Annotated in this window: 20 protein-coding genes; 8 read left to right on the top strand and 12 right to left on the bottom strand. The window is 66.1% G+C overall.

Features of this window, described 5'->3' with window-relative positions; genetic code table 11:
* Window positions 1–34 precede the first annotated feature (34 nt).
* Both ACW7G1_RS05645 and ACW7G1_RS05640 read left to right on the top strand, forming a co-directional pair.
* Window positions 35–1,753, top strand: coding sequence for a diguanylate cyclase (locus ACW7G1_RS05645; RefSeq protein WP_456978729.1), 1,719 nt, complete (start codon window positions 35–37; stop codon window positions 1,751–1,753).
* A gap of 66 nt (window positions 1,754–1,819) precedes the next feature.
* A complete protein-coding gene (locus ACW7G1_RS05640) occupies window positions 1,820–3,118 on the top strand; it encodes an amidohydrolase family protein (RefSeq protein ID WP_456978728.1) in 1,299 nt (432 codons plus the stop codon).
* Window positions 3,119–3,126: 8 nt separating this feature from the next.
* On the opposite strand, the gene ACW7G1_RS05635 is transcribed toward ACW7G1_RS05640, so the two are convergent.
* Entirely contained in the window at window positions 3,127–3,339 is a 213-nt protein-coding gene (locus tag ACW7G1_RS05635; protein ID WP_456978727.1) for a helix-turn-helix transcriptional regulator, read from the bottom strand.
* Window positions 3,340–3,350: 11 nt separating this feature from the next.
* Entirely contained in the window at window positions 3,351–3,980 is a 630-nt protein-coding gene (locus ACW7G1_RS05630; protein ID WP_456978726.1) for a hypothetical protein, read from the bottom strand.
* Between the two features lie 136 nt (window positions 3,981–4,116).
* Here ACW7G1_RS05630 and trxA point away from each other — a divergent pair, with 136 nt between their 5' ends.
* On the top strand, window positions 4,117–4,989 hold the full coding sequence (gene trxA, locus ACW7G1_RS05625; protein ID WP_456978725.1) for a thioredoxin: 873 nt from the start codon (window positions 4,117–4,119) through the stop codon (window positions 4,987–4,989).
* On the opposite strand, the gene ACW7G1_RS05620 is transcribed toward trxA, so the two are convergent.
* Window positions 4,956–7,910: an EAL domain-containing protein gene (locus ACW7G1_RS05620; protein WP_456978724.1), complete on the bottom strand. Its 2,955-nt coding sequence runs from the start codon at window positions 7,908–7,910 to the stop codon at window positions 4,956–4,958. The two genes, trxA and ACW7G1_RS05620, sit on opposite strands and share 34 nt — an antisense overlap.
* A gap of 128 nt (window positions 7,911–8,038) precedes the next feature.
* Here ACW7G1_RS05620 and ACW7G1_RS05615 point away from each other — a divergent pair, with 128 nt between their 5' ends.
* The 4 genes from ACW7G1_RS05615 to ACW7G1_RS05600 all read left to right on the top strand — a co-directional run bounded on the left by ACW7G1_RS05615 (window position 8,039) and on the right by ACW7G1_RS05600 (window position 13,036).
* Window positions 8,039–8,665 (top strand): IMPACT family protein, encoded by a 627-nt coding sequence (locus tag ACW7G1_RS05615; protein WP_456978723.1) that lies wholly within the window; start codon window positions 8,039–8,041, stop codon window positions 8,663–8,665.
* Window positions 8,666–8,670: 5 nt separating this feature from the next.
* The gene (locus ACW7G1_RS05610; protein WP_456978722.1) at window positions 8,671–10,455 is read left to right on the top strand and encodes an ABC transporter transmembrane domain-containing protein; all 1,785 of its coding nucleotides are present in this window, start codon (window positions 8,671–8,673) and stop codon (window positions 10,453–10,455) included.
* Between the two features lie 77 nt (window positions 10,456–10,532).
* Window positions 10,533–10,868 (top strand): DUF2946 family protein, encoded by a 336-nt coding sequence (locus ACW7G1_RS05605; RefSeq protein WP_456978721.1) that lies wholly within the window; start codon window positions 10,533–10,535, stop codon window positions 10,866–10,868.
* Window positions 10,869–10,948: 80 nt separating this feature from the next.
* Window positions 10,949–13,036, top strand: coding sequence for a TonB-dependent copper receptor (locus ACW7G1_RS05600; protein ID WP_456978720.1), 2,088 nt, complete (start codon window positions 10,949–10,951; stop codon window positions 13,034–13,036).
* On the opposite strand, the gene ACW7G1_RS05595 is transcribed toward ACW7G1_RS05600, so the two are convergent.
* From ACW7G1_RS05595 to ACW7G1_RS05560, 8 genes are all read right to left on the bottom strand, one after another.
* Window positions 13,020–14,708 carry an acyl-CoA dehydrogenase family protein gene (locus tag ACW7G1_RS05595; protein WP_456978718.1) on the bottom strand — a complete coding sequence of 563 codons (1,689 nt, stop codon included), beginning with the start codon at window positions 14,706–14,708 and terminating at the stop codon, window positions 13,020–13,022. The two genes, ACW7G1_RS05600 and ACW7G1_RS05595, sit on opposite strands and share 17 nt — an antisense overlap.
* Window positions 14,709–14,769: 61 nt before the next feature.
* Window positions 14,770–15,552, bottom strand: coding sequence for an S-methyl-5'-thioinosine phosphorylase (locus ACW7G1_RS05590; RefSeq protein ID WP_456978717.1), 783 nt, complete (start codon window positions 15,550–15,552; stop codon window positions 14,770–14,772).
* A 3-nt stretch (window positions 15,553–15,555) separates the two neighbouring features.
* Window positions 15,556–16,155 carry a hypoxanthine-guanine phosphoribosyltransferase gene (locus ACW7G1_RS05585; RefSeq protein WP_456978716.1) on the bottom strand — a complete coding sequence of 200 codons (600 nt, stop codon included), beginning with the start codon at window positions 16,153–16,155 and terminating at the stop codon, window positions 15,556–15,558.
* The gene (gene nagZ / locus ACW7G1_RS05580; protein ID WP_456978715.1) at window positions 16,152–17,147 is read right to left on the bottom strand and encodes a beta-N-acetylhexosaminidase; all 996 of its coding nucleotides are present in this window, start codon (window positions 17,145–17,147) and stop codon (window positions 16,152–16,154) included. The genes ACW7G1_RS05585 and nagZ overlap by 4 nt, the downstream gene beginning before the upstream one ends.
* 54 nt (window positions 17,148–17,201) lie before the next feature.
* Window positions 17,202–17,729, bottom strand: coding sequence for a CYTH domain-containing protein (locus tag ACW7G1_RS05575; RefSeq protein WP_456978714.1), 528 nt, complete (start codon window positions 17,727–17,729; stop codon window positions 17,202–17,204).
* 6 nt (window positions 17,730–17,735) lie between these two features.
* Window positions 17,736–19,067: a 23S rRNA (uracil(1939)-C(5))-methyltransferase RlmD gene (gene rlmD, locus ACW7G1_RS05570; protein WP_456978713.1), complete on the bottom strand. Its 1,332-nt coding sequence runs from the start codon at window positions 19,065–19,067 to the stop codon at window positions 17,736–17,738.
* A 70-nt stretch (window positions 19,068–19,137) separates the two neighbouring features.
* Window positions 19,138–19,755, bottom strand: a complete 618-nt coding sequence (locus tag ACW7G1_RS05565; RefSeq protein ID WP_456978712.1) for a DUF1318 domain-containing protein — start codon at window positions 19,753–19,755, stop codon at window positions 19,138–19,140.
* 75 nt (window positions 19,756–19,830) lie between these two features.
* Window positions 19,831–21,870 carry a hypothetical protein gene (locus ACW7G1_RS05560; protein WP_456978711.1) on the bottom strand — a complete coding sequence of 680 codons (2,040 nt, stop codon included), beginning with the start codon at window positions 21,868–21,870 and terminating at the stop codon, window positions 19,831–19,833.
* 55 nt (window positions 21,871–21,925) lie between these two features.
* Between ACW7G1_RS05560 and ACW7G1_RS05555 the strand changes: the two genes are divergently transcribed.
* On the top strand, window positions 21,926–22,702 hold the full coding sequence (locus ACW7G1_RS05555; protein ID WP_456978710.1) for an Hpt domain-containing response regulator: 777 nt from the start codon (window positions 21,926–21,928) through the stop codon (window positions 22,700–22,702).
* Here ACW7G1_RS05555 and recO read toward each other — a convergent pair.
* Complete coding sequence (recO, locus tag ACW7G1_RS05550; protein WP_456978709.1) at window positions 22,658–23,386, bottom strand: DNA repair protein RecO; 729 nt, start codon at window positions 23,384–23,386, stop codon at window positions 22,658–22,660. The genes ACW7G1_RS05555 and recO overlap by 45 nt on opposite strands.
* Between the last annotated feature and the right edge of the window lie 24 nt (window positions 23,387–23,410).

Here is a 23,410-nt window from a genome sequence, read left to right as displayed (position 1 = left end):
CTCAGCTGGACCTACTCCGAAGAACGCCGCAAAGATGGCTCCTGTCAACACCCTCCCACCCAGCAAACTGCGCCCTTATCGAATACCGGCTTTCGTGCTGTCGTTCGTCGTGCTGATCTGCGTGGGCGTGGCGATGGTCATGACCATCCGCAACTTCACTCGCAGCATCGACCTGGTGGAACACAGCTATCGGGTGATCAGCACCGCGGAGGCGATCCGCTCCTCTGTCCGCTCGGTGGAATCCAGTGCACGCGGTTACCGCCTCAGTGACCGCGACCCGCTGTTGATGGAATACCAGACCGCGCTTCCGGCGGTCCGGGAAGCGACGTCACGATTGCTGGCCAGCACCCGGGACGACCCGGACCAGCAGGCTCGTGCGCTGGAGCTGGAAACGCGGGTGGAGGAGCGGATGGCCGAACTGCAACGACTGATCGACATGCAGCTGAATCTGGGCATGGCGGAGACCCGGCGCGAGGGGCTCAACAGCTCCGGTTTTGGCCAGATGCAACAGATTGACGCGCTCATCGGCACCCTCCTGAGCCACGAACAGCACTTGCTACTCACGCGCCGGCAAACCATGTCTACCCTTGCGACCGTCACCACCGTCGGAGTGGTGGCGGGCATCCTGCTGCCGCTGGCACTGCTGGGCCTGCTGCTGGGCGGCCTGACGCGTGAAAACCGACGCAGCCGGAGACTGGAGCGCGGCACCCGCAATGCCCTGCGGGAGCTCGCAGTATCGCTGGAGCAGCGCAGCCGGTTGTCCGAACAACGCCGCGTGCTGGGCGCGTATGCGGGGATACTCCAAAGCTGTGAAGGCCTGGACGAGGCACTCAACGTCACCGCCGGGGTACTCGCGCAGATGTTGCCCGATACTGGCGGTCGCTGCTACGTGCTGCGCTCGTCGTTGAACCAGGTCGAAGCCGTTTCCGGGTTCGGCACCGAGACGGTTCCCAGTGAGCTGGTCTGGACGCCGTCCGCTTGCTGGGGCATCCGCCGCGGTCAAACCCATCGCAGCGGCCACGGCCCGGGCAATGTCTACTGCAGCCACCTCCATATCGCAGACCTGCCTCCGGATGGCTGGACACTGTGTGTACCGCTGATGGCCCAGGGCGTCTCGTTGGGCCTGCTGCATGTCAACGGTGCCACTGGCGGCGGCGTCGAAGATGTGCAGGCGGTAGAAGCCATCGCCGAGCAGCTGAGCCTGGCCATGATCAATCTGCAGCTGCGCGAGTCGCTGCGGGTGCAATCGCTGCGCGACCCGCTCACCGGTCTGTACAACCGCCGTTATCTGGAAGACAACGCCCGGCGCGAGTTGAAACGTTGCCAGCGACGCGAGCTCCCCCTGTCGGTGATCATGCTGGACGTCGATCACTTCAAACGCTTCAACGACGACCACGGTCATGCTGCCGGCGACGCGCTGCTGACGGCCATCGCGCAGACCCTGCAGGCGCATACCCGCGATGAGGACATCGTGTGCCGGTATGGCGGCGAGGAGTTCACCGTGGTGATGCCCGAAGCCAGCGCCGAGATCGCCCGGCGGCGAGGGGAAGAAATCCGCAGTGCAATCGCCGCCACCACCGTGGTGCACCTGCGCAAGATCCTGGGGCCGATCACGGCGTCACTGGGCGTGGCGACATTCCCCGCTGATGGCAGTACGCCTGCCGAACTGATCGAATTGGCCGACAAGGCGCTATATCGCGCAAAGGCGGAGGGACGCAACCGGCTCGTGGTGCATCACAGCGCGACGGGCTGACGGCTGCCAACAGCCGTTCGTCCTGCCGTGCTTCAATCGGGTCATCCTCATCGCCGGACACCGTCCATGACCGCTCGCCTGGTTTGCACCGCCCTCGCGCTTTCCTGCCTGTCCTTCACCGGCCACGCCGCCCCCGCACCAACCTCCCTGCACTGCGGCCAGCTGTTCGACAGCCGCAGCGGTGACGTGCTCGGCCCGCACACGGTGCTGGTCCGTGATGGCCGGATCGCCGAGATCATCAGCGGGCACGCCGACGTCCCGGGCACGCCGGGTATCGACCTGTCGGGGCACACCTGCATGCCGGGCTGGACCGACCTGCACGTGCACCTGGGCAGCCAGTCCAGTCCGGACAGTTACTCGGAAGGCTTCCGCCTGGATGACGTCGACTACGCATTCCGCTCGGTGGGCTATGCGAACAAGACCCTGTTGGCCGGCTTCACCAGCGTGCGCGACCTCGGTGGCGACGTTGCCCCACACCTGCGCGACGCGATCAACCACGGTCTGGTGGACGGTCCGCGGATCTGGGCCGCCGGCAAGTCGATCGCCACCACCGGTGGCCACGCCGACCCGACCAACGGTTACAACTCCAGCCTGTCCCACCTGCTCGGCCCGCCCGGCCCGACCGAAGGCGTGATCAACTCGATCAATGACGCCCGCCAGGCCGTTCGCCAGCACTACAAGGACGGCAGTGACGTGATCAAGATCACGGCCACCGGCGGCGTGCTGTCGTATGCCAAGTCCGGCGATGCGCCGCAGTTCCGGGTCGACGAGATCCAGGCCGTCGTCGATACCGCCAAGGACTACGGCTACCGCGTCGCCGCCCACGCCCACGGCGAGGAAGGCATGCGCCGCGCGGTGGAGGCCGGCGTCACCAGCATCGAGCACGGCACCTACATGAGCGACGAGGTGATGGCGCTGATGAAGCGCAAGGGCACCTGGTATGTACCGACCATCTACGCCGGCCGCTTCGTCGCTGACAAGGCGAAGATCGACGGTTACTTCCCCGATGTGGTGCGGCCCAAGGCCGCCCGGATCGGCGCATTGATCCAGGCCACGGCCGGACGCGCGTACGAGGCCGGCGTCAAGATGGCCTTTGGCACCGATATGGGCGTCGGCCCGCATGGCGACAACGCACGCGAGTTCATCTACCTGGTCGAGGCCGGCATCCCGGCTACCGTCGCGCTGCAGATGGCCACGATCCGCGCTGCCGAGGTGCTCGGGGTCGACGACCAGGGCGTGATCGCGACCGGCCAGCGGGCCGACATCGTCGCCGTGAAGGGCAACCCGGTGGAGGACATCAACCGCGTGCTCAACGTCGCGTTCGTGATGAAGGATGGCGTGATCTACAAGCAGCCTGACGCCTAGTTGTCACATCACCGCGCCCATTGGAAAACTTCGTCGATACCGACATCGAACGCGTGCGCAATGCGAAACGCCAGTTCCAGCGACGGCGCGTACTTGCCCGCCTCAAGCGCGATGATGGTTTGCCGGGTCACCCCGCATGCCTCGGCCAACACCTGCTGGGTCATCTCACCATTGGCGAAGCGCAAGGCACGGATGGTGTTTGTTATCGGGGTCGATGCCATTCTGGCCGGGCTCAATGCCGGTCGCGCCAGTAGTACACGGCGATCGCGACGTACTCGACCAGGCAGCTCGCCATCATCCCAAAGATCAGCAGGTTGGCGATCACCAGATGGCTCGCCCACTGCAACCGGTCCGGCGGTGACAAGCCGAGCGTGACGGCCAGGCCGACACCCAAAACCAACAGCCCCGTTCGCGCCCACCCAACGGCCTTGGCAGCGATCTCACGGTCGCGCTCGTCTTCTGCCACGGCGCCTTTCCAGCGCGTCGCAAGAACGCTCGACAGCACGCTCCATGCAATCAGCAACAGCACCAGGTTGCGTACGACCCGGCGGGTGCCGGGATCGTTCAAGGCCGTCGCGGCAAGGAACACCTCCGCGTTGGACGCAAAGTAGGCGACCGCGGCGGCCATGAACGCGGTTCCGATCCAGGCCTTCCATTCGCCCGGCGACGCCGTCTGGGTGACCGTGTCGCGTGGCAACCGGCTCGCCGCGAAGAGCGACGCCCACGCAACCGTGATCAGCAACACCATGCCGACGTTGCCGGTATCGATCCCGAGCAGCGACTCCGGGCTGGCCAGCAGCAACCACAACGCGAACATGGCCAACAGCAACAAACCCAGGCTGCCCCAGCGGCGTATGGTCATTGTTTGTTCGCTCCAGCGGACTAGATGTAAACTACACATTACATTTTAACGGCCCGGTGTCAACTATTTTTTACATTTGGTTGGAATCAGCCGTGCTGGCACCATCTAGAGCTGAACTTCATTCGCGAGTCACCAAATGCCTGACGCCATTGCCGCCCCCCATGTCTTCGACGCCACCACCGAGGGTTTCGAGGCCGACGTTCTGCAGAAATCCATGCAGACGCCGGTGCTGGTCGATTTCTGGGCCGAATGGTGCGAGCCATGCAAGCAGCTTGGCCCGGTGCTGGAAAAGCTGGCTGGCGAATACCACGGCAGCTTCGAGCTGGCCAAGGTCGATGTCGACAAACAACCGCAGCTGGCCGAGGCCTTCCAGGTGCGATCGATCCCGACGGTGTTCCTGGTCAAGGGCGGGCAGATCGCAGACGGGTTCCCGGGCGTGATTCCCGAGGGCCAGATCCGTGAGTTCCTCAAGCAACACGGCGTCGAGCCGGGCGAGGCCCCGCCGGCCGATGACACCGAACCCGAGATCGTGCCGCTGGACCCGGTTGCCGAGGTGGCGCGCCTGCGCGAAGCGGTCGCGGACGCGCCCGACAACGCCGAACTCAAGCTCGATCTTGCCGTGGCGCTGTTGCAAACCGGCGATGGCGACGAGGCGACGCGGCTGCTGGATGCCCTGCCGGCCAATCTGGCGACCGATGACCGCAGCGTGCTCGCGCGTGCCCGGCTCGGGTTCGAGAAGCTGGCAAAGGATGCGCCTGCCATGGACGTGCTGCAGCAGGCGGTCGCGGGCAATCCCGATGACCTGCGTGCGCGCCATCTGTTGGGGGCGCGTCACATCGTCGCCGGGCAACCCGAGGCCGCGCTGGAGCAGTTCATCGAGATGCTGGCGCGCGACCGCACGTTCGACAGCGGCTTGCCCCGCACCGCATTGATCGACGCGTTCCGGGTCACCGACGATGCCGCGTTGGTCAGCCGCTACCGCCGCAGGATGTCTTCGTTGCTGTTCTGAGTCGGCCGCATCTGTTCCGCCGGACGACCCAGCAGATAGCCCTGCCCGGACCCACAGCCCAGTTCATGCAGGATGTCGCGCTGCGCTTCGGTCTCGATGCCTTCACCGATGGTGTAGATGCCCAGGGCGCCGGCCAATGCCTGGATCGCGCGTACCACGGCGATGCTTCCCGCCTGGTTTTCGCCGGTCAGGCCGGCGACGAAGCTCTGGTCGATTTTCAGGCACTCGATCGGGAAGCGATGCAGGTAGGACAGCGCCGAGTAGCCGGTACCGAAATCATCCAGTTGGGCCAGTACGCCGCGCTCGCGCAGCGCATGCAGGGTCCGCAATGCGCGCGGCATGTCGTCCAGCAACGCCACCTCGGTGATCTCCACGCGCAGTCGACGTGGGTCGGCACCGGCACTGTCGGTCAGGCGCAGCAAGCGGTCGGCAAAGTCCCCGTTGCGGAAATGCCGTGGTGAGACGTTGATCGAGACATACCCGTCACCCGGGGTGCTCGCCAAGCCTGCGATTACCCGGGCGTACATCAGCCAGTCGACCTCTTCGATCAGGCCATTGTCCTCGCCCAGGCCGATGAACTCGCCCGGCGCCAGCAAGCCACGGCTTGGGTGCTGCCAGCGCAGCAACGCCTCATGGCCGATCACCTTCATGTCGTCCAGCCTGACGATCGGCTGGTAGTAGGCAACGAAATTGTTGTCATTGATGGCGCGGCGCAAGTTGGACTCGAGTTCCAGGATCCGCAACGCGTCCTCGCGCATGTCCTCGTCGAACACGATCGAGCGGTCACGGCCACTTGCCTTGGCGCGATACATCGCCGCGTCGGCATCGCGCAGCAGTTCCGCGCCGGTACGGTGGCGTGGATGCCACAGGGCTATACCCAGGCTGGCGGAAGGAAATACCTCGCGGCCCGCGGCCAGGTAAGGCCGTCCGAGCAAGTACAAGATGCGCTGCGCGAGTTCCTGGGCCACGTGCAGGCCCTCTATATCGTTGACCAGGATCGCGAACTCGTCGCCCCCCAACCGGGCAACCATGTCCTCACCACGAACGGCCGACACGATCCGCCGACCGGCCTCCACCAGCAGGTCGTCACCGGCGGAATGGCCGACGCTGTCGTTGACCAGTTTGAACCGGTCCAGGTCAAGGAACAGCAACGCGAACGAACGCGCAGTCCCACCTGCCCCCACCGACTGTGCGTTGGACTGCGCGGACTGGATCGCGGTGGCGATCCGATCCAGCAACTGGGTCCGGTTTGGCAGGCCGGTCAACGCGTCATGGTGGGCCTGGTAGGTCAGTTCCTGCTCGGCACGCAGGCGCTCGCCAATCTGTTCAAGCAGCTCCGCGTTGGCCATCGCCAGGTCGCGCGTACGTGATTGCACCCGTTGCTCCAGCTCCCCATGGGCGGCGATCAGCCATTCCTGGGACTGCTTGCGGGTCAGCCCGATACTGATGTGGTTGGCCACGAACGTCAGCAGGTCCTGGTCTCGCGCCGTGAAGGCAATGGCGGGAGAGTAACTCTGCACCGCAATCGCCCCGACCACCTTGTCATCACGGTAAAGCGGCACCCCCAGCCAGCATTGCGACATGGTGCCGTGACTACGCAATCGGCCTTGCGACTCCAGTTGGCTGATCCGCTGCCGGTCCGCCAACAATGCGCCGCCGGTGGAGATCACGTACTCGGTCATTCCCTGGTCCAGCCGACGATCGGCGCGGACGATGTCGCGCTCATCCACGGAGTAGGGAAACTCGAGCCGGTCACCCTCCTTCGACAACAGCGCGATGTAGAAATTTCGCGCATACAGCAGCTCGCCCACCACATCGTGGACCTGGGTGTAGAAGCGTTCCAGGGTCTCGGAGGTGATCGACAAGTCCGCAATCCGGAACAACGCGCGCTGCAGCCGTTCGGCTCGTTGACGCTCGACGATCTCCGCCTGCAAGTCATGGTTGCTCAACTGCAATGCCTGGGTCCGCTCCTCGACGCGACGCTCCAACTCCTCCCGGGCCTGGTGGCGATCCAGTGCGGTAAGGATGTGCTGGGCAACGAACACCAGCAACGTCCGTTCCTCATCGCCGTAACTGCGGGGACGGTCATAGCTTTGCACCACGATTGCCCCGCACACCCGGTCATCCCGGCGCAGGAGCACCCCGAGCCAGTCCTCGCTGTCCGGGCCATGGCGGTTGTCAGAGGCAACACCGAGCTGCTGGCAGACATAATCGGAAGGCCCCTGCACCGGCTCGCCATGCCGCAACAACGCGAAAGTCAGGCTGTTGGGCGTGTTCTCACCGTAGATTTCCTGGTCCGGGTCGGGGACGAACGTGTCGATACGGTCGGCAAAATACAGGAACCGGTAACACTCGCGCACGTCGTCGTACAGCACGATGTAAAAGTTCTCGGCAACCATCAGGCCGGCGACGATGCCGTGGATGCGCTGCAGCATGTCGGCCATTTCGAGGTCCGAGCCCGCCAGGTCGGCGATCTCGTACAGCGCCTGCTGCAGCCGCTCGGACTTCTCCAGTGATTCCGCGCGCGCTTGCGCAATGTCGGCGAGCATGTGCAGATCGACGATCCTCCTGGCCAGCTTCTCCCAGCCCGTCCGCAAGGGTTGCGCCATCGGCTCGGCCAGCTCGGCCACGATCGCCGCCGGCCCGGCTTCACCATGCCAGCCCATCTCGACCCGACGCAGGCTGCGGTCAGCATGGTCTGGGGTGCCATCGTCGCCGTGGCCAGCCGCCAGTATCCGCTCGGCGCGAGCCACCAAAGTCGCATCAACGCCCAGCGACGTCGAACCGGCCGGCCGGCCATCGACATCGTGCCAGCGCAGCACCATTTGCGAGCAGCCAGGCAACGCGGCCCGCAGTGCGCCCGCCAGCGAATCCGCATCGCCGGAACCTGCCTGGACCGGCGTGTCAGGCAGAGCGGTCATCTGGGCATCTGTACTTCGCACCGATATCGTCCCCGTTTCATTCGCGCAGGATAGCGCGCCGACCCGACTTCGCGCCCGCTATCCACCCCGCCCTTGCGTCGGTACCGCCAGTGGGTACCCTGCAGGCGATGAACGAGACTGCCAACAGCCACACCCTGGCTCGACCCGTCCGCCATGCAATCGAGGTCAAGAACAGCCGGTTCCTGGCCCTGGCCACCTCCGTGGCCTCCCCGGAAGACGCGCTGGCCTTCGTCACCGGGGTCGCCGACGCTACCGCAAACCACAACTGCTGGGCGTACCGGATCGGCGGCCTGTACCGTTCCAGCGATGATGGCGAACCCGCCGGAACTGCCGGGCGACCGATTCTCGCGGCGATTGACGGCCAGGGATTGGACCAGGTCATCGCCGTGGTGACCCGGTGGTTTGGCGGCATCAAGCTGGGAGCCGGTGGCCTGGTGCGCGCGTATGGCGGTTGTGCAGCGGAGTGCCTGCGTGTCGCTCCACGCCGGGAGTTGATCCAATACGTCCACTGCCAGATTGCATTCGATTTCGCCGACACCGGCGCGGTCCACGCGGCTTTGGTCGCGTACCAGGTGGACAAGCTCGACGAGCGGTTCCATGCCGGCGGCAGTGTCCTGCAGCTGCGCCTGCCCGCGCGGCAACTGGAGGCGCTGACAAGTCATTTGCGCGACGCCACCCGTGATCGCGCGCGGCTGCAGCAGCGCGACGCGCACCCCGTCGATAGCGGACAATAGCCGCCATGACTGCCAATACCGCGTCCGCCCCCAGCCCGGAAACCCAACCCAAACCCTCCATCGGCAGCCTGCAAACCTTGTGGCCCTTCGTGCGCAAGCACACCGGCCTGTTCAGTGGCTGGCTGGTGGCACTGGCGTGCTCGTCGGCGGCGACCTTGAGCCTGCCGATCGCGTTCAAGACCATGATCGACAAGGGCTTCGCCCAAGGTGGCGGCAGCGCCATCGACCAGGCGTTCATGCTGCTGTTCGCGGTGGCGGTGGCGCTGGCACTGGCGACGGCGGCCCGTTTCTTTTTCGTGTCCTTGCTGGGCGAACGCGTGGTCGCCGACCTGCGCGAGCGCCTGTACTCGCACCTGATCACCCTGGACGCCAGCTTCCACGACCGCAGCCGCAGCGGTGAGCTGGTCTCGCGGTTGACGGCGGACGCCGAGCTGCTGCGCAGCCTGATCGCCACCAGCATGTCGGTCGCCCTGCGCAGCCTGGTGACCTTCGTTGGCAGCATCGTGATGCTGTTTGTCAGCAGCCCGCACCTGGCGGCCTACGCGCTGGTCGGCATCCCGCTGGCGGTATTGCCGATCGTGGTCGGCGGTCGCCGGCTGAAGAAAATCTCCCGTGCCAGCCAGGACCGCGTTGCCGACGCGAACACGCTGGCCAACGAGACCCTTGGCGCCGTGGGCACGGTGCAGGCGCATGTCCGCGAATCCTACGAGCTGGGGCGTTTCAGCGAGTCACTCAAGATTGCCGTGGCCACCGCGCGCCGTCGCATCCAGGCCCAGGCCTGGGTGACCGCGATCGCGATCATGCTGGTGTTTGGCGCGATTACGCTGGTGCTGTGGTCGGGCGCGCACGACGTGATGGACGGCAACATGAGCGCCGGCACGCTGGGCCAGTTTGTGTTGTATGCACTGATCGGCGGCGGTTCGATTGGCTCGCTGGCGGAGGTCTGGAACGAGGTCCAGCGTGCGTCCGGCGGCATGGGACGCATCAGCGAACTGCTGGAGGAGACCTCGGCGATCACCGCGCCGGAGCATCCGCAACCACTGCCGCAACCGGTACGCGGCGAGATCACGCTGGATCACGTCACCTTCCACTACCCGATGCGTCCCGACCGGCCGGCGCTGGAAGATTTCAGCCTGCATATCCAACCGGGCGAGACGGTAGCGCTGGTCGGCCCGTCGGGCGCAGGAAAGAGCACGGTGTTGTCGTTGTTGCTGCGTTTCCACGATCCGCGCAGCGGCACGATCAGCGTGGATGGCATCGATATCCGCCAGCTCGATCCGGGCCAATTGCGCAGCGCAATGGCGCTGGTGTCGCAGCAGCCAAGCATCTTTGCCACCACTGCGCGTGACAACATCCGCTACGGCCGCCTGGAAGCCAGCGACGGCGATGTGGAGGCCGCGGTCGAGGCCGCCCACGCCACCGACTTCATCCGGGCGTTGCCACAAGGGCTGGATACCGAATTGGGCGAACGCGGCGCGCGCTTGTCCGGTGGCCAGCAACAACGCATCGCCATTGCCCGTGCGTTGCTCAAGGATGCCCCGATCCTGCTGCTCGACGAGGCCACCAGCGCGCTGGATGCGCAGAGCGAGCGCGCCGTCCAGCAAGCGCTGGACACTTTGATGGAAGGCCGCACGACGCTGGTCATCGCCCACCGGCTGGCAACGGTGTTGAAGGCCGACCGCATCGTGGTGCTCGACCATGGCCGCGTGGTCGCCGAAGGCAGCCATGACCAGCTGTTGGCCCAGGGTGGCCTGTACGCGGAGCTGGCCAAGCTGCAGTTCCTGGACTGAGTCCTCGTGCCCTGACGATGGTGGCTTGATCTGGGTCAGCGTTTGCGCGGACTGAACACCGCACAATCATTGCCACCATGCGCAACCGTATTCTCCACCGCTGGATGAATCGCCTGGCACTGGCCGCCATGCTGGCGCTGCTGTTGGTGCCAACCATCGGACGCATGGCCGGGATGACGCCAGCACCATCGGAGGCGATGCATTCGCACCCGCCGGTTTCGGATCCGCATGGCGACATGCAGGACTGTGCGTACTGCGCACTGCTCCACTCGATGATCGCGCTGCCATCGTGGGTGGCGCTGGCACTGCTGCCAGCGCCAACGGTGGCCGATGTCACCTTCGCCGCGCAAACGCGGCGCACACAGCGCCACCCGACTGGCCTGGGTTCACGCGGGCCGCCTCGCGCCGCCTGACGTTCCGCCCCCCCTGTCACGCAGTTCCCTGCCCCGCAATGCGGTGACGCCCGCTTGCACCCCGGTGTTCTGGAGTTCCCATGTCACACCTACGTCATTCGTCCAACCGTTCGTCGTATCTGTATCTGTGTGTTGCCATCGCCGCCGCGCTCTCGCTGCCGGCCCAAGCCAATGAACGGGACGCCGCCGAGGCAATGTCCCGCACTCCGATTGATTTCGATGCACTGGTCGTCACCGCCGCTGCCCCGGTATCGGCACTCACGTTCGAGACCGACCCGCGGCTGCCGCGCCAGCCGGTGCCCGCCAGTGACGGCGCCGACTACCTGAAGACCATCCCCGGCTTCACTGCGATCCGCAATGGCGGCACCAATGGTGATCCGGTGTTGCGCGGCATGTTCGGCTCCCGCCTGAACCTGCTCAGCAACGACGGCGCCATGCCCGGCGCATGTCCGTCGCGGATGGACAACCCGATGTCGTACGTCTCCCCGGAGACCTACGACAGTCTGGTCGTGGTGAAAGGCCCGCAGACCGTGCTCTGGGGCCCTGGCGCCTCCGCCGGCACCGTGCGCTTCTCGCGCGACCGCGAGCAGTTCGACGCGCCCACCCTGAAGCTGGCCGGCAGCCTGCTGGCAGGCTCGTTTGCGCGCAACGACCAGGTGTTCGATGCCACCTTCGGCGCCGAACCCGGCTATGCGCGCATCAGCGCCAACCGTTCCGATTCCCACGACTACCGCGACGGCGACGGCAACGCAGTCCCATCGGCTTGGAACAAGTGGAATGCCGACCTGGCGTTTGGATGGACGCCCGACGCGGACACCATCGTGGAAGTGTCGGCCGGCGCCGGTGACGGCGAGGCCCGTTACGCCGGTCGCGGCATGGACGGCTCGCAGTTCCAGCGTGATAGCTACTCGATCCGGTTGGAAAAGAAGAACCTGGCGGGCGTACTGGACGAAATCGAGGCGAACGTGTTCTACAACCGCGCCGATCACGTGATGGACAACTACAGCCTGCGCGAACCCAACCCGAATGGCCCGATGCCGATGCCGATGGCATCCAATGTCGAGCGCACCACCGTCGGCGGCCGTTTCGCGGCCACCTGGCGCACGGATGACATCGACCTGACCGCGGGCGTGGACGGTCAGGACAGCCGCCACCGCCGACGCAGCGCCCACGGCCGGGGCACCTACAAGGCCCAACCGTGGACGACGGATGCGCAAATGCGCACGGTAGGTGTATTTGCCGAGGCCACCTGGTGGGTCACCGATCGCGAGCGGCTGGTTGCCGGTGTGCGTGCCGATCGCGCGCAAGCCACTGACCAGCGCCAAGTTGTCGGCATGGCCACGACGCCCAACCCGACCGCCGGTGACACGCGCCATGAAACGCTGACCGCCGGCTTCGCCCGTTTCGAGCAGGACCTCGGCGATGCGCCGTTGAACTGGTATGCCGGTATCGGCCATACCGAGCGCATGCCCGACTACTGGGAGTTGTTCTCGCCTGACATGGGGCCGACAGGCACGGCCAATGCGTTCGCCGGGACGAGGACGGAAAAGACCACCCAGCTCGATATCGGCCTGCAGTACCGGACCAGGCAGGTGGACGCCTGGGTGTCGGCCTATGCCGGCCGGATCAACGACTACCTCCTGTTCCGCTATCACGCCGGCGGCATGATGGGCCCGATGTCCCAGGTCACCAACGTGGACGCGGCCGTCCGCGGCGGCGAGATCGGCGTCGAATACCGCCCGACCAAACCGCTGAAGCTGGGCGGTACCCTCGCCTACGCCCGCGGCAAGAACCGCGACGCCGGCTCCGCGTTGCCACAAATGCCGCCACTGGAGGCGCGCCTGTCGCTGGGTTGGGACGACACCCGCTGGTCAGTCGGCGCCCTGGTCCGCGCTGTCGCGGCCCAGGATCGTGTCGCGCTGGCGCAAGGCAGCGTGGTCGGCCAGGACCTGGGACCCAGCGCGGGGTTCGCCACTTTCGCCGTCAACGGTGGCTACCGGTTCAACGAGAAGCTGCAGCTAACGTTCGGCGTCGACAACGTGTTCGATCGCAACTACAGCGAGCACCTGAACCTGGCCGGCAACGCCGACTTTGGCTATCCGGCCGATCCGATACGGATCCATGAGCCGGGGCGTACCGCCTGGATGAAGCTCAACCTGACGTATTGATCCCGACGGGGAGCGCGCGCTCGATCAAGCCGTCCAGCGGCAGGTCCGCCGGCAAGGTCCCCATCGCCAATCCGTGCGCACCGCCCAGGCGGCTGCGGCAGAACGCCTCCGCTGCAGGGCTACCCGCACGCAACAGGATACCGGCCTGCAGGGCCAGCGCCAGCCGCTCGACGAAATGGCGGGCCCCGGCCGGGTCGACCACGACCTCGCCATGCAGTGGCGCGCGCAGGGCGTCGACTGCGGCGGCATGGTCGGGATGGCCATCGCCGGCAAGCTGCAGCTCCACCCACAACGCAGCGGCGGTTTCCGGTTCCCGCGACAACGCGCGCAGGACATCCAGGCACTGGATGTTGCCGCTGCCTTCCCAGATCGAATTCAGCGGCGCTTGCCGGTACAGGCGCGGCAGGATCGACTCCTCGATATAGCCATTCCCGCCCAGGCACTCCTGGGCCTCGTTGACGAATGCCGGCGCGCGCCGGCATATCCAGTATTTTCCGATCGCCGTGGCCACCCGCGCCAGCGCCGCCTCAGCAGGATCGCGCGGCGCCGCATCGACCGCGCGGGCGACCCGCATCGAGAGCACGAGCGCCGCTTCGGCCTCGATCGCCAGGTCGGCGAGCACGTTGCGCATCAGCGGCTGGTCCACCAACCGCTGGCCGAAGGCACGCCGGTGACGGCAATGATGGATCGCCTGCGCCAGGGCCATGCGCATCTGCGCGGCGCTGCCCAACATGCAGTCCAGCCGGGTCAGCATCACCATTTCCAGGATGGTGGCGATACCGCGGCCTTCCTCGCCGATCCGCCATGCCTGCGCGCCGCAGAACTCGACTTCCGCAGACGCGTTGGACCAGTCACCCAGCTTGTCCTTCAGGCGCATCAGGTGGAATGCGTTCCTGCTGCCATCGGCCAACCGGCGCGGCATCAGGAAGCAGCTCAAGCCGCCCGGCGCCTGCGCCAACACCAGGAAGCCGTCACTCATCGGTGCCGAGAAGAACCATTTGTGTCCGACCAGCCGGTACGTCGATGCCGCGGACGGCTCGCCGGTATCGGGTAGCGCCATGGCGGCGGTGGTGTTGCTGCGCACATCACTGCCGCCCTGCTTCTCGGTCATGCCCATGCCGATGGTGACGCCGACCTTGTCGCCGATCGGCAGCTCGCGCGGGTCGTAATGCGGGGCGGCGGCCTTGTCCGCCCATTCCGCCAGTCCCGGTTCACGGCGCAGCACTGCCACCGCAGCGTGGGTCATGGTCAACGGGCAGCTGGTACCGGGCTCGACCTGGTGGTGCAGGTAGCTCAACGCGGCACGCGCGACATGCGCCCCGGGTTGCGCGTCACGCCACGACAAACCGGCGACACCGTGCTCGATCGCGGCCTGCATCAGGGCGTGGTACGCGGGGTGGAACTCCACCCGGTCGATACGATGCCCGAACCGGTCGTATCCAAGCAACCGCGGCCGGTCACGGTGGGCATCGAATGCCCATTCGTACAGGTGACTGCCGGCCAAGTTTCCGTAGCTACCCAGCGACTCCAGGTAGGCGCCGGCGCCTTCCGCCGCAGCGGCCTCACGCAGGACCACGTCATCACGCCACAGGTCGCGCGGCGCGAACGCCGGCGGCTGGTTCTGGACCTGGTGGGTCTGGTAGCTCGCGCGATCAAACGATGGAGGCTTCATTCCCGGCTCCGGTCACGGCTGAGCCCCGAATCTAGCGCACCGCGACCGCCGCTGCCGCCAGCTAGCTGTCCAGCAGCCGGCGCAACAACGCCGGCACGCTGGACGAGGCCCTCGCAACGTTGTCCAGCACATCCTGCAAGGTGATCACCTCGTCGGGATCGGGTCCCGTACCCGCGGCCCAGTTGGCAACGATCGCCAGGCAGGCGTAGTCCAGCCCCATCTCGCGCGCCAGGCCGGCTTCGGGCATGCCGGTCATGCCGACCAGGTCACAGCCATCACGCCGCATCCGTGCAATCTCCGCGCGGGTTTCCAGTCGCGGTCCCTGGGTGGCGCCGTAGCAGCCGGCGCCGACCATCTCGATATTGGCGCTCGCCGCGGCGGTGATCAGCAAGCGGCGCAGCGACCGGGTGTAAGGCTCGCCGAAATCGACATGCAGCACCTCGTCGCCCCCGCTTCCATCCGCACTGTCATCGCACAGGCTCGACACCCGGCCCCAGGTGTAGTCGATCAACTGGTCGGGGCAGCCAAGGACTCCGGGACCGAAGCGCTCGGTGATGCCGCCGACGGTATTGAGCGCCAGCACCCGGCGCGCGCCCAGTGCCTGCAGCGCGGCGAGGTTGGCGCGGTAATTGATCCGGTGGGGCGGCAGGGAATGGCCCTCGCCGTGACGGGCCAGGAATGCCACCCGGTGGCCGTCCAGGGTACCGACCCGCACCGGCCCCGAGGGGACGCCAAAACGGGTTGCCGGCTGGTGCGATTCAACATCGACAAGCTCGGCCAACCGGTAAAGACCGGTACCACCGATGACGGCAAGTTCGATGGGCTTGTCGACGGGCTTGTCCATGGTTCAATCCTTCAATGCGTAGATGGCCGGCAGGTTGCGGCCTTGCTCGTGGTAATCCATCCCGTAACCAAACACGTAACGGTCCGGCAACTCGATCCCGACATAATCGGCACACAGGCCCGGTACGCAGCGGTCGTGGATTTTCACTGCCAGTGCGGCAATCCGCACATCTGCCGCACCTTGCTCGCGACACCAGGCGGTAATCGCCGCCATGGTGTGGCCCTCGTCGAAAATGTCGTCGGCCAACAGCACCCGGCGGCCCCGCAGCGAGGTCGCCGGGCGGTGCTTCCAGGCCAGCTCGCCGCCGGTCATCGCGCCGCGGTAGCGGGTGGCGTGCAGGTAATCGAACTCGAGGTCCAGGCCCAGCGCACCCAGCTCGAACCCCAGTTGCGCGGCAAACGGCATGCCGCCGTGCATCACCGTGAGGTAGACCGGGCGCGCATCGACCGGGTCGATCCCGGAATGCTCCGCGTCGATCAGGCTCGCGTCCGCATAATCCGCGCGGATGGCCACGGCCATGGCTGCGATTGCCTTTTCCAGCGCTTCACGGTCAAACAACAGGTCCGCATTGGCGAGCGCGTCACGCAACAGGGGAGTAGTCATGCCAGCCCTTCCAGGCGGTCACGGTTTTTCTGGTAACGGGCGTCGGCGAGCAGGTTGTCCCAGCCCATCGGGCCGCCGCCAATCAGCCCGCCCAAGGCCATCGTGTTGAGCTTGCGTCCTTCCACCGCCTTCAACGACGCCTCGACCAGTTCGGGGTGACAGACCAGGACCACGTCGCAGCCGGCATCCAGGTGCAGGTCGACGCGTTGCTTGACGCCTCCGGCCGAGAACGCGGCGGCCATGCCGATGTCATCGGAAAACACCACCCCGCGGAAGCCCATTTCCTGGCGCAGGATCTCCTCGATCCAGCGCTTTGAATACCCTGCCGGCTCCGGCGCAACCTGCGGATAGACCACGTGCGCCATCATCACCGCGTCCGCCCTGGCTTCGATGCCGGCGACGAATGGCACCAGATCCGACGCCCGGATCTCTTCCAGCGAGCGAGGGTCGACGGCATCATCGAAATGGGTGTCTTCAAGCACCGATCCATGGCCCGGGAAATGCTTGAGCGTCGCCGCCATCCCGGCCTCATGCATGCCGCACACGTAAGCCCTGGTGAACTCGGCGACGATCGCGGGATCTTCGGAAAACGCCCGGTCACCGATCGCACGGTTGCCACGGCCGAGGTCGACCACCGGCGCAAAGCTGAGGTCCACGCCACTGGCCTTGATCTCGCTGGCCATCACCCAGGCGTGCTCCCCGGCAAGTTTCAACGCCGCCTCGCGATCGCGCGTGAACAGCGTGCCGAACTCCTGCAAGGATGACAGTGCGCTGTAACCGTCACGGAAGCGTTGTACCCGGCCGCCCTCCTGGTCCACGCAGATCAGTTGCGGGCGTGGGGCGGCCGCGCGGATGGCCTGGGACAGCTCGGCAACCTGTGCCCGGGACGCAAAATTGCGTGTGAACAGGATCACGCCGGCGCAGGCATCGTGCTGCAGCCAGTCGCGCTCTTGCGCGGTCAGTTCGGTGCCGGCAATGCCGATCACGAGCATGGGAAACTCCTGGACAGGTCAAGAAAGGCAATATCGCCATTGTCGCGCAGTTGATCAGCTCTGGTAGGCGCGCTGTTCCGCCTGGCTCCATTGCGTGTACGGTCGATTGGCCAGCGCCAGGTTGTAGTAGCGGACCTCATCGGTGACCTCGGCGCCAAGCCAGGGCGGGTGCGCGAAGGCCTCATCGGCGTGTTCCAGTTCGATCTCGGCCACCACCAGCCCGGCGTTGTCGCCGAGGAATTCATCGACCTCCCACAGGTGGCCCTCGAAACGCACGTAATGCCGCCGTTTGTCGATCAGGCCGCCCACGCTCAACGCCAGCAGCGCGCGCCCATCGGCCACCGGGACCGGATACTCGAACTCCTGCCGGGTATGTCCCGACTGGCACGACTTGAGGTTGAGCCAGGCCGCATCGCCGGCAATCCGCACCCGCACCGAAGCCTTCATCACGCGGCCCTCGCCCGCCTCGTCCATCGCCGCCAGGTCGTTGAGATAACCCTGCGCCATCGGCACCACCTTGTCTGCCGCGTCGCGCCAGCCATCGCCGACGACCAGGAACTTGCGCTCGATTTCAATCGCCATCGGATGTCAGCCCGGCTCGAACATCGCGATCGACTCGACATGGGCGGTGTGCGGGAACATGTCCATCACTCCTGCGGCGCGCAACTTCCAGCCTCGTTGATTGACCAGGTAGTCGGCATCACGAGCCAGCGACGCCGGATGGCAACTCACGTAGACGATCCGCTTGAACTGCTCCAGCGGCAACTGCGTCAGCACGAAATCGGCACCCGAGCGCGGTGGATCCAGCAGCAGTTTGTCGAACCCTTCGCGCATCCAGGGTTGATCGCCGAGGTCCCTGGCCAGGTCCGCGGCGTGGAACTTGGCGTTGCCGATCGCGTTGTGCTCCGCGTTGTCGCGGGCACGCTGGACCAGTCCCGCATCGCCTTCCACCCCGACCACTTCGCGCACGCAGCGCGCCAGCGGCAGGGTGAAGTTGCCCAGCCCGCAGAACAGGTCGAGCACCCGGTCATCGGCTTGCGCGTCCAGCAACTCGATCGCCAGGTCGATCATCTTGCCATTGAGACCGGCGTTGACCTGGATGAAGTCCAAGGGTTGAAACACGAACTCCAGTTCCGACTGCGGCAGGCGAAACGCGAGCTTTGGCTCCTGCGGCCACAACGGATGCACACTGTCGACCCCACCGGGTTGCAGGAAGATCGCAAACCCGTGCTGCTGACCGAAGGCGACCAGCGCCGCAAGGTCATCCGCCGTCAACGGGACCATGTGGCGGATGGTCAAGGCGATACCGTTGAAGTCCGGCATCGGGTCGCCGGCGATGAACTCGATCTGCGGGATTTCACGACGCGCCTGCAGGCTGTCGACCAACAGCCCGAGCGCCTCGACCTTCTCCCCAATCGCCGGGATCACGGTGTGGCAATGGGAAATATCGGCGACAAAACGCCCATCGGTTTCGCGAAAGCCGACCAGTGTCTTGCCCTTCTTGTCGACCCTGCGCACCGAGAACCGGCCCTTGCGGCGATAGCCCCAGGCCGCATCGGTCAGCGGCTCAAGTACGCGCTCGGGCGTGACGTGACCGATGCGCTGGAAATTTTCCAGCAACACATTTTGCTTGGCCAGGATCTGCTTGTCCTGGGCCCAGTGCTGCATGGCGCAGCCACCGCAGGTGCCGAAGTGCTGGCATCGCGGCTCGACCCGCTCGGGCGCCGCCTCCAGCACTTCTACCGTCCTGGCCTCGTCGAAGCTGCGATGACGACCCGTCCGGGTCGCCATCACCCGCTCGCCCGGCAACGCACCGGCGATGAAGACCGCCTTGCCGTCCGCAAGATGAGCGACACCGCGGCCGTCGTGGGTGATGCCGTCGATTACGGCCTCAAAGGGGGTTTTATCAATGCGGGCCACAGGCAGGACGCAGGAAACCGGGCCGCGCATTATCGCAGATGCGTCCCGACCCCGCGGGACGCGGCAATCCCTACTTCTGCTTCCACGCACCGCCGCTCTGGTACCACCAGCCACTGCGTGCACTGGCGATCCACTGCTTGGCGAAAACCCCGCGGATCTGCGACTCCCACTCCGGATGGCCGTTGGCGACCGCGACCTCGCGGTACACCGCATTGCGGTCGCGATTGTCTTCCGCCACCGCCTGCTGGACCTTGGCCCGGTCCTTCAACGCCAACTTGGAAGCATCGCGGACCACGATCGTACCGTCGCTCGCAAACCCGAGCGCGCCGGCATCGAAACCCGCACGCAAGCTGGAGTTGAAGCGCGAGGCCATGCGTGCCTGGATCGCCTGGATCGCCGGCGTCTGGATACTGATGTCCGGTGACTGCGCGTGTGCACTGCCGATGCCGATCAAGGCATACAGGTCAACCCGTGAAGCCAACTGTTTGAGCAAGCCCGCATCCAGCATGGCGCTTGGCCCGCCGTCACCTTCTTCGACCGGAGTGGAGGGCTGGGGTTGATCGCCGATAACTTTCTCGACGAACTGCTTGGCTGCTTCGCGCGCTTCGGCGGCCGGGAAATAGACATTGATCGTGACACAGGCGGTGATCATCACCGCAGCAACCGGAATTCCCATCCAACGACGCATGAGCTATCTCCTGGGGAAGTCCCCGAATATGGATTCGACGCTACGCTAGTCAACAACACGCTAGTCGACAGCATGCTACTCAACTACCGGTTTCACGTCTCCCTTGCCTACCGCGGCGAGGCGTTCGACCAGCGTCGGCCAGTCGACCCGGCGGTTGAAGCCCACCACGGTCAATCGCGGCAGGCCCGAGCCACGTACGAGTATAAAGCCCTCGCCCGCTGAACCTATCCCGTCCATCGTGCACACCTCCCGTGACAGCGTGCAGCCGATTCCGATCTTCGAATAGCCGAAGTCGTCGAAGAAGCCGATCAATTGTGATTGCAGCGAGTTCACGAACGACGCGTTGCCGACGCTGGTCAGGTCCTGCACGGCGCGCTGGCTGATCCGTTGGCGCACGCCGCGATGGCGGTCGGTGGCAATGCGGGCCGAGAAGGAAACCGCCTGCCAATCCACCAGTCGCAGCTCGGCGATGTTGCCGTCAAGCTTGCCGCTGATGCTGCCAAAGTCGAATGCGCCGGTGAGCGACAGCAGGTCGATGTCATTGAAGGCAATATCGGCCGAGAGTGTCGGCAGTACACCGAACGGACGCTCCATCGACAGCCCGGTTACCGCCACCTCGCCGCCGAACAGCTGCACGTTCAGGCCACCATCGAACTGCAAGCGGTCACCGACGTAGCTGGCATGGGGAATGGTCCCGCTCAGCTGGCCAGTGAACGCCGGCCAATCCAGGGCCTCCGACAGCTGCGCGATGTCCAGTGCCTGCAACGCCAGGCCGAAGCGGATATCCAGCTCCCGATCGGCCGCTGGCGGTCGGATCTGCAGGTGATCGAAGTGCGCATTGCCGCCCAGGATGGACAGATCGACCGGTTCCGCCAGGCGCAACGCTCCGGCGTCACTGGTGAAGGGCAACGAGGCCGCGCCGAAGGGAATGCCATGCAGCGTGCCTCCCCGCCAGCGCAGCTCACTGTCCACCGTGGAAGCGGAGGACAGGCGCAGGTCGCCATCCAGCCCTTGAAAGCCGAATCGGTCGTCCGGGTCGGTCAAGCTCACCTCGTGCAGTGACAGTGAGGCCTCGACCAATGCCCCTTCCTCCATCCGCACCCGTGCATCGGCGCTGCCATCCAGCGCCACCTCGTCCAGCCCCGCCATCCCGAGCCAGCCGCTCAGGTAGCCGTCCCGCAGCGGTGCCAGTACCGGTGCGTGGACGCGCGCGTCCAGGGCTTGCAGACCGCCGTCCAGGTCAAACGCCGCCGTGGCGTCGGCCATCAGCAATCCGGGGTCATGCCATTGCAGGCGCGGCAGTTGCCAACCTTGTCCATCCTGTCGCTGCGCCGCCACCAGCAAGTCGATTTGGCGCTGCTGCAACGACACATAAGTGGAGCCAAACAGCAGCTCGCCGTCTCCCAGCGTACCGGCCACGTTGACGCTGTCACGATCACCCAGCAGGGCTTCGATATCCAGCCGTGCCTCCAGCCCTGCCGCGGCAATTGTGCCATCGGGCGTATCAAATCCGGCCGCATACAGGGCGAGCGGACCGGCGATCCGCAATGGAGCATTATCGGGCGCAGTGATGAGCAGCTGGCTGTCGAGGGTGCCGCCGGTGATTCGCGCCGCCTCCCAGGCCTGCGACGCCAGCGCCTGTGCCCAGGCCAACGGCACCTGGACCAAGTCGATCCGGGTGGCATCGGGCCGGGCCGCGCTGCGGTGCAATTCGATCCGGGGGGCCCCGTCCGACAGACTGGCATGGGTCGACGCCGCGTCGATTGCGACCGATAGCTGCATCACCTTGCCGCCGCAACGTACCGGGCCGGTGCAGCGCCAACCGCTATTGCCTCCGTCCGCCGCTTCCACCCGCTGCAGCGGGCAGCGCCAGTCCAGCCCGGTGAATCGATAGCCCAGGGCTGGTGACACGGCCTCGCGCACCTGCAACCGCAGCGCCCCTTGCGGCGCGTCGGCTGGCCACGACAGTTCCACCTCCACTCCGCGCAGGTTGGCCACGGCGGTGTCGACCCGATCGATGTGGGCGGTGACCGAACGTGCCTGGGCAGCGCCGCTCACCAGCAGCCCCGCCAGGACCAGAACGCCGGCGGCGCTGGACAAACGGCGCAGTCGCAAGGGTAGTATCGAAAAAACCATCGTCGCAGCATAACCAGCCAAGACAGGGTTCCCGATGAATACGACACCCGATCTGCCCCGCATCTTGCTGGTGGAGGACGATCCGACCAGCGCCGCCTTCCTCGCCGCCGCCGTGGGCGCGGTGCCGGCCCGGGTTGACTGCAGCGGCAGCGTGGCGGCGGCGGCGGCACTGGCCAACGCTGGCCGGTACGACCTGTGGCTGCTCGACGCCAGCTTGCCCGACGGCACCGGGGCGGCATTGCTCGCTCAGCTGCAGGCCATGCACCCGGACATCCCAGGGATCGCCCACACTGCCTCCCGCGAGCCGGCCGTGCTGGAAGCACTTGCGCTGGCGGGCTTCAAGGAAGTCCTGGTCAAGCCACTGTCATCCGCACACCTGCAAGCGACGGTACGGCAGGTGCTCGGGTTGGCGGCCGGCACCGGGACCGACATCGACGTGGGTACGGATATCACCGACAACCCACCGCTATGGGATGACGAGGCCGCCGCCACCGCACTCAATGGCAATCGCGACCACATCGAGACGCTGCGACGGCTTTTCAGCGACGAGCTTCCGTCCGTGCGCCAGCGGGTCATGGCCGCGGCGGGTGCGGGCCAGCTTGACCAGTTGCACGACGAGCTGCACAAGCTGCGCGCCAGTTGCGGTTTTGTGGGTGCGGCACGCTTGGGCGCGTCGGTCCAGGCATTGCAGCAGGGCCCGGAAACCACGGTGGCGATCTCCCGCTTCGATGCCGCGGCGCAAGCCACGCTTGACGGGTTACGCGCGTCAACGTCGACCGATCCTTGGCAGGGCCGCCAGCATCTCCCATGACTTCAAGCCACGTGGGCCGAGATGATGGGCCAGCAGTACCCGCATCACGCGTCGCAGTCCCGGCAGGTCATCGTCCGCTGGCAGCTGGTCGGCGGCCAGCGACAACAGCCCGCGCCCCGTCGCGGCCTGGCGGCGGTCGTCATGGCCACGGTCACTGAGCAGCCGCTCCAGGCCACGCTCGGGGTCGACCCGGTAGCGGGCGGCCGGGTCGATGGGGACGCCATCGCTGTCGCACGTCCAGTCATGGCCGTAGCCCAACGCTTCCAGCAGGTCACGCTCGAAGCGCCGCAACGTCCATCCCAGTGGTTCGGTGGCACGCAGTCGCTCGCGGGTGATGGCGTAGGCGAGGAAAAGCCCGGGCTGCGGTTCACCGCGCGGGGTCAAGCGCAAGCTCAGCTCGTTGAGGTAGAACCCCGCCAGCATCGCCTCGCCGGTCAGGCGCGGCGCGGCATCCAGTGCCTCGGCGCTGCGCAACTGGGCCAGCTCGCCCTGTTGCACCGCATCCAGGGCGATCCATTGCAATGGTTGCAACGCCGCGCGCAATGAATGTTGCCGGGCGCCGCGCACGCCGCGCGCCACCAGTCCCAAACGGCCATGGTTGGCGCTCAGCACCTCGACCAGCAAGCTGGTCTCGCGCCACGCGCGGGCATGCAGGACAAACGCTGGTTCCTTGTTCAGGCGCATGGCCACTCGCAGGTCCCACCGTGG

The organism is Lysobacter sp. A378 (assembly GCF_054052125.1).
This window is presented reverse-complemented; position numbering and strand designations above follow the sequence as displayed.